At 60.7% G+C, this 10424-nt stretch carries 9 protein-coding genes; all 9 read right to left on the bottom strand.

Annotation, left to right across the window (positions count from 1 at the left end; genetic code table 11):
- Positions 1–22: 22 nt before the first annotated feature.
- Complete coding sequence (locus ACZM8Y_RS16850) at positions 23–1096, bottom strand: tRNA(5-methylaminomethyl-2-thiouridylate) methyltransferase (protein WP_482333192.1); 1074 nt, start codon at positions 1094–1096, stop codon at positions 23–25.
- Positions 1097–1297: 201 nt separating this feature from the next.
- Positions 1298–2116, bottom strand: coding sequence for a split-Soret cytochrome c (locus ACZM8Y_RS16845; RefSeq protein WP_302552412.1), 819 nt, complete (start codon positions 2114–2116; stop codon positions 1298–1300).
- A gap of 335 nt (positions 2117–2451) precedes the next feature.
- Positions 2452–3840, bottom strand: coding sequence for an argininosuccinate lyase (argH, locus tag ACZM8Y_RS16840; protein WP_302552411.1), 1389 nt, complete (start codon positions 3838–3840; stop codon positions 2452–2454).
- Positions 3841–4182: 342 nt separating this feature from the next.
- Positions 4183–5391: an argininosuccinate synthase gene (locus ACZM8Y_RS16835; protein WP_302552410.1), complete on the bottom strand. Its 1209-nt coding sequence runs from the start codon at positions 5389–5391 to the stop codon at positions 4183–4185.
- A gap of 66 nt (positions 5392–5457) precedes the next feature.
- Entirely contained in the window at positions 5458–6087 is a 630-nt protein-coding gene (locus tag ACZM8Y_RS16830) for an MBL fold metallo-hydrolase (protein WP_479859447.1), read from the bottom strand.
- 39 nt (positions 6088–6126) lie between these two features.
- Positions 6127–6552 (bottom strand): hypothetical protein, encoded by a 426-nt coding sequence (locus tag ACZM8Y_RS16825; protein ID WP_482333195.1) that lies wholly within the window; start codon positions 6550–6552, stop codon positions 6127–6129.
- A gap of 111 nt (positions 6553–6663) precedes the next feature.
- Positions 6664–8931, bottom strand: a complete 2268-nt coding sequence (gene topA, locus ACZM8Y_RS16820; RefSeq protein WP_479859449.1) for a type I DNA topoisomerase — start codon at positions 8929–8931, stop codon at positions 6664–6666.
- A 301-nt stretch (positions 8932–9232) separates the two neighbouring features.
- Complete coding sequence (locus ACZM8Y_RS16815; protein WP_486851248.1) at positions 9233–9424, bottom strand: hypothetical protein; 192 nt, start codon at positions 9422–9424, stop codon at positions 9233–9235.
- Between the two features lie 47 nt (positions 9425–9471).
- Positions 9472–10272 carry a tetratricopeptide repeat protein gene (locus ACZM8Y_RS16810; protein WP_479859450.1) on the bottom strand — a complete coding sequence of 267 codons (801 nt, stop codon included), beginning with the start codon at positions 10270–10272 and terminating at the stop codon, positions 9472–9474.
- Positions 10273–10424: the final 152 nt, after the last annotated feature.

Raw genomic sequence — 10424 nt, 5'->3', positions numbered from 1 at the left:
CTCCCCACTTTGCCTTTCCCCACTACTCGTCAAACGTGGGACGGTTCTCCGCTTTGATGGCCTTGCGGACGTCGATGAATTCGGGCTCGCCCCACGGAAGGGCGGGGGTGCGCTTGGGCACCACATTGAGGAAGGTGCTCTCGCCGTTGATCAGGACACGCACGGCTATGGTTCCGTCTGGAGACGCCTCCGCAGCCCGGACGCCTTTGGGCGAATAGGAGGCTACGAGGCTGGCCGCGTCCTGAAGCGTTTCGTTGTCCCACGGGGTGAGCTGACGAGCCAGCGCGAAGGGGCTCGGAAAATCACGCACACGGAGTATGGCGTCGCCGGGGCGGACTAGACGCTCCAACGCCGAGTTGTCCGCTTCGTTGCGGCCCATCGACAACCAATGCTCACCAAACCAATACTGACGCCCGATGTTGGACAACTCAAAGTCTTCAACCGTCGGCTCTTTGAGGCGCGTCAGAACCGGCCAATAGCGCCGGGAGTTTTCCTTTTCCGCCAGCTTGCATCCCCCGGCGGGCGTGGGGATCTCTTTCAGGCCCATCCGATCGGCCAGCGCCATTTGGGACTTCCGGCCACGCCCGAAGATGCCGGGGAGCTTGCTGCGATCCACCAAGCCCGATATTTCAGGGGCGGTCGGATCGAGCAGCTGGGCGCTGAGCGGGCGGAGGAGGGATTCCCTGACCTCAGCGTCGCGGCGGATGACATTGAGGGTGTCGCGGCGCTGGGACATGGGGCGCTGTCCGAGCACCTCGCCGGAAATGAGGAATGAAGCGCCCCGTTTCTTCATGATTTCCCGCGCCTTGCGCATCATGAGGATTTTGCAGTCAACACAGGGGTTCATGACTTTCCCAAAGCCGTGGGTAGGGCGCTCCCTCAGGAGGCGCACGAATGCTTCACCGACGTCCACGGCTTCCACCTCAAGGCCGTACACTTTCTCCCAGTGGGGGATCAATTGAGGCTTGCCGAAAAAAGGGGTGACAAAATGCAGGCAACGGACAACCAGCCCTTGCTCCATGATCAGGCGGGCAGCGAGAATGCTGTCCAGCCCGCCGGAAAACAGGGCAAACGCATGCGGAGTGGAGGTTTTCATAGCGTTATTCTACTGCGCCGGATACATGAACACAAGCGTCTCTTGTGTTGGCGCACAAAGGAAAAGGGCATGGCGTCGGCATTTGCCGGATCGCACATGCCCTTTTTATGGGGGGCTTCGGATGCTGCTCCAAATGGGGATGAGGGCACACGGGACGCATGTGGGTTCCCCCTGCCCCATTAGGCAGTGGAAAAGCTGGCTTTAGGGATGATCTTTGAACTTGTCCATCAAGTGCTCATTGCCGCTGTGACAGGGCGTACAGTCCATGACGCTCTTCATGTTGTCGGCTTCCTTGCCCTTGGCGTGGCATTCGCCGCAGTAGCTGATGGACTGCGGGGCGGCGAGGGCCGGCTTGAACGTCCCGTCGATTTTGGCGTTCATGATTTCGACGGCCTTGTAGGTGACGTCGGCGGTAAGGCGGCCGCAGCGTTCGCTGCGGGCCTTGGAGTTGGCCTCAACCTTGTTTTCAAAACACCAGCGGCTCAGGGAGACGTGGCACAACACGGAGTCAGATACGCTGGTAGGAAGCTCGCCCTTCACTCCCTTGGCGGCTTCGCCGGGATTGAACATAGGCAGCTTCGCCGTTTCGTACCAGCGGTACAGTTCCGACACCATCGGGTTGCGTTCTTTCCTTCCCCAGAACAGGGCGTAAGCCGAAGCGGGGCCGAGCAGGGCGCCGCAGATGGTGCCCCAGTCGGAAATGCCGCCCTTGCCGACTTCGAGCATGGCAAAGGGGAACTGGTTGTACGGAGCGCCGTACTTTTCGCCCATAAGACCCACAATAGCGTAGAACGCGCCGTAGGCGCAGCCCAAGCCCTTATGCCAATAGCCGTCATAAGCGACGGCGGCGCATTCTTTGGGATCAAGCTTATGGGGTTTCCAGCCGAAGTCTCCATTGGCCTGCTCAAAGCGCTTCGTCTTGGGATCAGCCGCAATACTGGTTCCCACAACGGATGCAACAGTGCCGCCGACGGCAAGGCCACCCAGTGCCCCAAGCACCGCTCTTCTGGTCAGTTCCATAGCCACTCCTCCTTCAGGCTCATTTGTTCTTTTTAGATCAATATCTTTTTGCCCACCCATGAGGGCGTCCGTTCGGCATTTTTTATCGATATTGGGTGACAACAAGAGCCTTCTAAACTTTTGTCCGCGACGCATGGCCAGCGCACAGACGTTTATCGAACATGGTTGTTCGACAATTCACGTAAAGGATGCCTCCAATCCATCATCCTGTCAATGGGGAGCAACGGAAAAAAGAGACAGCTCCGCACGAGAGCCTTGCGTTTTTGAACGGTTAGAAGACAAAAAAAGTGCCCCCGGCGACTACGCCGGAGGCACGTTGGCTTGTCAGGGGAGGACTACTTGCCTTCGTGGAGCCACGCCTTCATCTTTTCCAACTGGCGGGCCACGGACAGAGGGCCGGTGCCGCCGGGGGCGTTCCTGCGGGCGACGGCGGCGCGGTATTCGAGCACGTCGAACACATCGGGGCCGATGCGGTCGCACAGGCCCTGAAGCGCGTCAAGCGGCAGGGCTTCGAGCGAGAGGTTTTTCCCTTCGGCCAGCGCCACGGCGGAACCCGTGATGTGGTGGGCCTCGCGGAAGGGGATGCCCTTTGTGACCAGGTAGTCAGCAAGCTCGGTCGCGTTGAGGAACCCGGCGGTGAGGGCGCGGGCCATGCGGGTTTCATCGAAGCGCAGGGCCTTCATCATGCCCGCCATAAGCTCCAGAGACGTGCTCAGGGTGCGGTCGGCGTCGAGGAAGGGTTCCTTGTCTTCCTGAAGGTCGCGGTTGTAGGTCAAGGGGAGGCCCTTCAGGATGGTGAGCATGGCGGTCAAATCGCCGTACACCCGGCCCACCTTGCCGCGCATGATTTCGGCGACGTCGGGGTTTTTCTTCTGGGGCATGATGGAGGAGCCCGTGGCGTAGGCGTCGGGCAGCTTCACGAAACCGAAAGCCGGGTTTGACCACAGGATGATTTCCTCGCAGCAGCGGGAAAGGTGCATCATGGCCGTGCTGGCGCAGAACAGGGCTTCGATGACGAAATCCCGGTCGGACACGGCGTCCATGCTGTTGTCGAACGTGCCGTACATGTCCAGTTCGCGGGCTACGGACGCGGGGTCGAGCGGGTAGGTCGTCCCGGCGAGGGCGGCCGCACCGAGGGGGCTGATGCGGGTGCGCTTTTCGCAGTCGGCCATGCGCTGGACATCGCGGCGGAGCATCCACGCGTAGGCGAGCAGGTGGTGGGCGAGGCTGACGGGCTGCGCGGGCTGGAGGTGGGTGCAGCCGGGGAGGATGGTGTCCTGATGCTCTTCGGCGCGGGCCACGTATACGGCGGCAAGCTCACGGGCGAGGCGCTGCCATTCGCGGAGCCGGTCGGAGACGAACAGGCGGAAGTCGAGCGCGACCTGATCGTTGCGGCTGCGGCCCGTGTGGAGCTTCTTGCCCACGTCGCCCACGAGTTCGGTGAGGCGGCTTTCGATGTTCATGTGGACGTCTTCCAGCTCTTTTTTCCACTGGAAGGTGCCGTCTTCGATTTCCGCGCGCACGGCGGCGAGGCCGGCGACGAGCTGATCGGCTTCTTCGGCGCTGATGACGCCCTGCCGGGCCAGCATACGCGCGTGGGCGCACGAGCCGGCGATATCCTGCTTGTACAGGGCCCAGTCGTAGGAAATGGACTGCGTATAGGCTTCGACGGAAGCGGCGGTGCCTTCGTGGAACCGTCCGCCCCAGAGTTTTTCTTTCGCCATTGGTGTCTCCGTGTTCGCTGTGCGCCTCCGGCGGCCGGGCTGCCGCCCGAACCTGCTTGGGGGGCATGATGCCCCCCAAACCCCCTCGGCGCGGAACGGCTCCCCATACGGCTGCGCCGCACGGGGAGCCGTTCCGCTTGAGAGGCTTCGAGAGACACTCCCATCCATTCAGGCCGGAACCTGCCGGGGGACGTATGCTCGTGTTTGCATATCAAGCCTCCCCGCCCTTCATCGACCCTTGCAAAAGTCTTGGGAAGGGGTGGGGAGGGTTTGGGAGGGGCGGGGAGAACCTTTCTCCAGAAAGGTTTCCCCGCCCCTCCCAATGTTCACAACCAACCCATCTTACTTGATGAGGTCTTTGCGGTAGCCGCGGATACGGAGGCTGTTCAGCTTGATGAAGCCGGCGGCGTCCTTGTGGTCATAGGTGGCGCATTCCTCGAAGGTGGCGAGGTCGGCGCAGTAGAGGGTGTTCTTGGATTCGCGGCCGACGGGCCACGCGTTGCCTTTGTAGAGCTTCAGGCGCACGGTGCCGGAAACGCGTTCCTGCGACTTGTCGATGAAGGCCTGCATGGCTTCGCGTTCGGGGGAATACCAGAAACCGTTGTAGATGGCTCCGGCGTAGGAGGGCATCATCATGTCGCGGATGTGCATGGTTTCGCGTTCCATAGTGATGCCTTCGAGGTCCTTGTGGGCCACGTAGATGATGGTGCCGCCGGGGGTCTCGTACACGCCGCGGGACTTGATGCCCACAAAGCGGTTCTCGACCATGTCCACGCGGCCGATGCCGTGCTTGCGGCCGAGTTCGTTCAGCTTCACCATGATCTGGGCGGGCGACATGGCTTCGCCGTTCACGGCAACCGGATCGCCGTGCTCGAAGGTGATGGTGACGTATTCGGGTTCATCGGGGGCCTTCTCGAACGGGACGGCCATGATGTGGGAGGCTTCGAGGGGTTCTTCCCACGGATCTTCAAGTTCGCCGCCTTCAAAGCTGCAATGGAGCATGTTGCGGTCCATGCTGTAGTGCTTCGCGCCGGAGGAGATCGGGATGTTGTGCTGTTCCGCGAAGAAGTTCAGGGCGGTACGGGACATCAGATCCCATTCGCGCCAAGGGGCGATCACGCGCAGGTCGGGCGCGAGGGCGGCGGCGGACAGCTCGAAGCGCACCTGATCGTTGCCTTTGCCGGTCGCGCCGTGGGCGAGGGCGTCGGCACCTTCGGCACGGGCGATTTCCACGAGGCGCTTGGTGATCAGCGGGCGGGCCACGGAAGTGCCGAGCAGGTAGCGGCCCTCATACAGGGCGCCGGAGCGGAGCATGGGGAAAATGAAGTCCTTGGCGAACTCTTCGCGCAGGTCTTCGATATAGGCCTTGGTCGCGCCGGTCCTGAGGGCTTTTTCATCCACGCCGTTCAGGTCGTCTTCCTGCCCCACGTCGGCGGTCATGGTGATCACTTCGCAGCCGTAGTTCACCTGAAGCCACTTGAGGATAACGGAGGTGTCCAGCCCGCCGGAATAGGCGAGCACCACTTTCTTGATGTTTCTCTGCTGAGCCATGAAATCTCTCCAATGAGATGAGGAATATGCTTTCGGGGCCGCGGACCGGGGAGGAAGGCGGTTCCGTTAGAGCCAGAGGTACGGGTTGTTGGCGAGTTCTTCGCCCACGTTGGTGTTGGGGCCGTGGCCCGGATACACCTCGGTTTCCTGAGGGAGGATGAAGATCTTCTTGTGCAGCGACTTGCGCAGGGCTTCCTGGCTGCTGCCGGGGAAGTCCGTGCGCCCGACGGAGTGGTAGAAGAGCAGGTCGCCGGTCATGATGCTGTTCAGTTCCGGGAAATAGATGGAAAGGCTGCCGGGCGTGTGGCCGGGCGTGGTGAGCACTTCACACTTGATCGAGCCGAAGGTGTGCGGGCCTTCCTTCAGATCTTCCCATTGGAACGTCGTTACCGGAGGGAAGCCCCATGCGCCGCTGCCGCCGAGCTCGGTGCCGAGCAGGGAGGCGTCCCCGGCGGGGCCGTAGACCGGGGCGCCGGTCGCTTCATGCAGGGCCGCCACGCCATACAGATGGTCGAAGTGGAAATGTGTGCACAGGATGGCCCGAAGCGTGAGGTTTTGTTCCTTGAGCAGGGCGAGGACTTCACCGAGGCCGTTGCTCAAATCCCCGCCCGGATCGACGGCGACGGCGTCCGGGCCGCTGATGACGATGTGGCAGTTGGTTTCAAGCGGCCCGATGGGAAATGTTTTGATGGGCATATTGAAATCTCCCTCTCTATGACAAACGGCTGCCGACGCTCAGATTAACGGCTGCTCCGTTCCGCGTGGGAAAAGAGAGCCGGAACAGGGCAGGCCGGTTGCGGCTTGTAGGTTTGGCATATCCTTGGCGATCAGGATAAACTGCATGACTATAGCCTGAACCCGCCGTTCGTGCAAATACCGCTCAATGGCGGAAAAACGGCCTCCGAAAAGCGCCTTTGCCAGTTCTTTTTTGAGTAATATGAAGTAGTTTTTGAATAAAATGCAAATGGCGAGGCCGGGGGCCATGCGGCCGATGCCACGCCGCGCAGCAAAGTTTTTGCGGATGGCTCTGTCATAGTATGCGGTTGTTTCATCCCACAGTGTGGTGAAAATACAGCCTTTTTCTCCAGTTTTCCCCTTGGCGAAACCTATGGCTAAGGCGTTTTGCTGGTTATTCCTTTGAAACTTCAAGGAAAAAAGCATCAACCATTTTCTATGACACAGCCTTGCGGATAAAGGCGCATCCCGATAAAGGCCGGGGGAAAGCGCCGCAAGCGCCCGTCACCCCGGCCCCGTTTTCCCGTCAAACGGAAACTATTCCGCGTCGTCTTCGCTGCCGCCTTCGATGGGGCGCGTGTATTTGCAGGTCTTTTCGGGGCAGGCGATGAACTTGCCCTTGGCCTTGGTATTTTTCATCACCAGCAGCGGGGAGCCGCATTCCGGGCAGGGCTCGGCGATGGGCCAGTCCCACAGGGCATAATCGCACTGGGGGTAGTTGCTGCACGAGTAGAATATCTTGCCGCGCTTGGAGCTCTTTTCCACAAGCACGCCGTTGCAGCCTTCACGGGGGCAGGGGACGCCGGTGGAGTAGGGCTCGGCGTGCTTGCAGTCCGGGTATCCTGAGCAGGCAATGAAGCGGCTGCCGGTGCGGGAGCGCTTGAGCACGAGATCCTTGCCGCATTCGGGGCAGGTTCCGACTTTTTCAAACTCCGGCTTGACCTTTTCCTGAAGGTGGATCTTCCCTTGCTCGTCGCGGGTGTAGTTCGAGGTATACCGGCACGCGGGGTAGCCGGTACACGCGAGGAACTGCCCGGTTTTGCCGAACTTCACGGCCAGCGGCTTGCCGCACTCAGGGCAGGGGATATCCGTCACCGTGTCGGTTTTGGCCTTGCCCATGCTCTTGGCGGCTTCGAGCAGCGTGGGATCGAAATCGTTGTTGAAGTTGCGGAGCAGGGCCACCCAGTCCTGCCGGCCTTCGGCCACCTTGTCGAGCAATTCTTCCATGTGCGCGGTGAAACCCACGTCCATGAGCGTCTTGAAGTGCTCGCGCAGACGGTCGCACACCACGCGGCCCAAGTCCGTGGGCGCGAAATGCTTTTCCTCCAGCGTCACATAGTCGCGATCCTGAAGGGTGGAGATGATCGAGGCATAGGTGGAGGGGCGGCCTATACCGAGCTCTTCCAGTTCGCGCACCAGCGAGGCTTCGGTGAAGCGCGGGGCGGGCTGGGTGAACTTCTGCTCTTTGGTCAGGCTGTTGAGCTTGAGCGTTTCGCCCTTGGTAAGGGCGGGCAGCTCCACGCCTTCCTCATCCTTGCCGCGCGGCATGACCGCAAGGAAGCCGGGGAACAACAGGCGCTCGCCCTTGGAACGCCATTGAACCGGGCCGTTGTCGATGGTTACGGTCGTGTCGTGGAAGCGGGCCGCCGCCATCTGGGAAGCGACGAAGCGCGACCAGATGAGCCGGTAAACCTGATACTGATCCGGAGCGAGGTAGGGCTTGACGTCTTCGGGCGTGAGGGTCACATCGACGGGCCGGATGGCTTCGTGGGCGTCCTGCGCGTCGGACTTGGTCTTGAAATTTCGTTTGCCGCCGGGGGCGAGGTAGTCCTTGCCGAAGCGGTTTTCGATGAAGTCCGCCGCCGCTTTCTGCGCTTCGTCCGCAATGCGCACGGAGTCGGTACGCATGTAGGTGATGAGCGCCACCGTGCCGCGATCGCCAAGTTCAAGGCCTTCATAGAGGCGCTGGGCAATGTTCATCGTGCGCTTGGCGGGATAGCTGAGGCGTTGGTTGGCTGCCTGCTGGAGCGTGGACGTGATGAACGGAGGCATGGGCGCGCGGCTGCGTTCCTTTTCCTCGATGGCTGAAACCGTGAACGGGGCTCCCTTCATCGCCTTTTCGAGCGCATCGGCGGTTTCGGCATTGGGGATGGTCGGCTTCTTGCCTTCGACTTTCCAGAGCTCGGCCTTGAACGGCGGCGGGACGCTGCCTTCAAGGATCGCCTTGAACAGCCAGTATTCTTCGGGCACGAAAGCCTGCCGCTCCTCTTCGCGCTCGACGATGAGGCGCAGGGCCACGGACTGGACGCGCCCGGCGGAGATGCCGCGTTTGACGTTTTTCCAGAGGAGCGGGGAGATCTTGTATCCCACGAGGCGGTCGAGCACGCGGCGGGCCTGCTGCGCGTCAAACAGGTTGGCGTTGAGGTCGCGCGGATGATCCAGCGCCTCATGTACGGCGCGGGAGGTGATTTCGTTGAACTGGATACGCTTGATGTTCGGATTCTTGTCCTTCAAGAGCTCGGCGACGTGCCACGCGATGGCTTCCCCTTCGCGGTCGGGGTCGGGGGCGAGGAAAACGGTGTCCACCTTGGAGGCCGCATCGCGCAGGGACTGCACGACCTTTTCCTTGCCTTGGATGATTTCGTATTCCGGGGCGAAATCGTTGGCTTCATCCACGCCGATGCTGCTTTTGGGAAGATCCCGGATATGGCCCACGCTGGCTTGCACCAGATAGCCGGGGCCCAGAAATTTTTTGATGGTCTTCACCTTGGCGGGAGATTCGACGATAATGAGACTTTTGCCCATGTGCGCATCCTTTTGACTGAATCCGCCACGGAGAATGACCCGTGGCGCAGCACAACATACGACACTGGCGCGTAACGTCAAGCCGCAAAGGGCAAAAAATCGGCTGCGGAGGACATCCGGGGGAGGAAGCTTTCTACGGAAAGCCCCTCCCCCGGATTCCGCCCGCAAACGTATCGGCGGGCGGGGCGGCTGCGCGGAAGATGCCTGTTCCAGCCGGGATGAATGCCGTTTTTTTCGGAAAGCGTGCGGGAAGGCCGGATCGCCTTGGCCCGGAAAACGCAAACGCGGCATGAATAAAAAATCAGCTACGTAAGATAGATAGAAGCATCAGGATGCCTGTTTCCGAAGGCTGCGCCATAGGAAATGGTTGATGCCTGATTTCTTGAAGTTCCACAGGAATAACCGATAAAATACCCCAAGCATGGAGTCCACTGGCAGAAAAAATGGATAAAAATCCATTACTTTCACCATGCTGTGGAGACAAAACAGCCATATGCCATGACAGAGCCTTTCCGAAAGGCTCCCGCTTCCCGATGCGTCCTATGCTTTCTGATCGTTGAGGCGTTTCAGGGCGGCGGCACATTCGGCGCTGCCGAGAGCCGCGCCCTTCTTGTACCAGACGGCGGCCTGTACCGGATCGGCCTTAACGTCCTTACCTTGTTCGTACATTTGGCCGAGGTGCAGACAAGCGTCGGCATCGCCGGCGTCAGCGGCTTTCTCATAGTAGCCGAGCGCCTTACCCTTATCTTGGCCCACGCCGTAGCCCTTGGCATACAGATCGCCGATGGCGCTGTAGGCGAGGGCATAGCCCTGATCAGCCGCTTTCTGGAACCAGCTCATGGCTGAGGCGTAATCTTTTTTGCCTTCCATATGGAGTTGCCCAAGCTTGGCCTGAGCGGCGGCATAGCCCTGATTGGCGGCTGATGTGAACAGCGCGGCGGCTTGTTCCGTATCCTTCTTTACCCCGTGGCCCAGTTCATACATCAGGCCGAGCAGGTATTCGGCGTCGGGGTGCTCCAGTTTGGCGAGCGGCTCCACGATAATGAACGCTTCTTCGTAGCTGCCGTTGTCGTAGGCTTTTTGGGCCTGCTCAACTGAGGGGGGCGGGGTTTCCTTCGCCGGATCTGCGGAAGCCGGAGCCTGTGTCTTTGCGTCGGCCTTGGCATCTTTTGGGGCGTCCGCTTTGGCTTCAGCGGGTTTGGCTGCCGCCGGCTTACCCGCCGCAGCGGTAGGCTTGGTCGCTTGCGCATGTTCTTCTATGGCGAGGGCTTCCGCCGCCGGAGCCAAGGAAAGCAGCGTAACGGCAACGATGGCGGGGACAACCTGTTTCGGATTGATCATGAGAGAACCTCCTGTCGGGGTAGAGGGCGAACGGCCGGAATCCCCGGCCTGCTGGGGCGGAGGCGTTTCGGCCCTTGGGGTATAGAAAAGCGGCTCCCATGCTAGAGGTCAATGATTTACCGTGATGATATGGCTGTAGTGGGGAAAATCGG

It is taken from the genome of Bilophila sp. (genome assembly GCF_057864385.1).
The sequence above is the reverse complement of the archived record's forward strand: the minus strand, read 5'-3'. Positions and strand labels throughout refer to the sequence as shown.

What these genes read in the sequence shown, in the direction of transcription:
- ACZM8Y_RS16815 (WP_486851248.1), bottom strand. Translation starts at nt 9,424, where the DNA reads ATGGCTGTTTTGTCTCCACAGCATGGTGAAAGTAATGGATTTTTATCC.
- ACZM8Y_RS16830 (WP_479859447.1), bottom strand. Translation starts at nt 6,087, where the DNA reads ATGCCCATCAAAACATTTCCCATCGGGCCGCTTGAAACCAACTGCCAC.
- ACZM8Y_RS16845 (WP_302552412.1), bottom strand. Translation starts at nt 2,116, where the DNA reads ATGGAACTGACCAGAAGAGCGGTGCTTGGGGCACTGGGTGGCCTTGCC.
- ACZM8Y_RS16810 (WP_479859450.1), bottom strand. Translation starts at nt 10,272, where the DNA reads ATGATCAATCCGAAACAGGTTGTCCCCGCCATCGTTGCCGTTACGCTG.
- ACZM8Y_RS16850 (WP_482333192.1), bottom strand. Translation starts at nt 1,096, where the DNA reads ATGAAAACCTCCACTCCGCATGCGTTTGCCCTGTTTTCCGGCGGGCTG.
- argH (WP_302552411.1), bottom strand. Translation starts at nt 3,840, where the DNA reads ATGGCGAAAGAAAAACTCTGGGGCGGACGGTTCCACGAAGGCACCGCC.
- ACZM8Y_RS16835 (WP_302552410.1), bottom strand. Translation starts at nt 5,391, where the DNA reads ATGGCTCAGCAGAGAAACATCAAGAAAGTGGTGCTCGCCTATTCCGGC.
- ACZM8Y_RS16825 (WP_482333195.1), bottom strand. Translation starts at nt 6,552, where the DNA reads ATGCTTTTTTCCTTGAAGTTTCAAAGGAATAACCAGCAAAACGCCTTA.
- topA (WP_479859449.1), bottom strand. Translation starts at nt 8,931, where the DNA reads ATGGGCAAAAGTCTCATTATCGTCGAATCTCCCGCCAAGGTGAAGACC.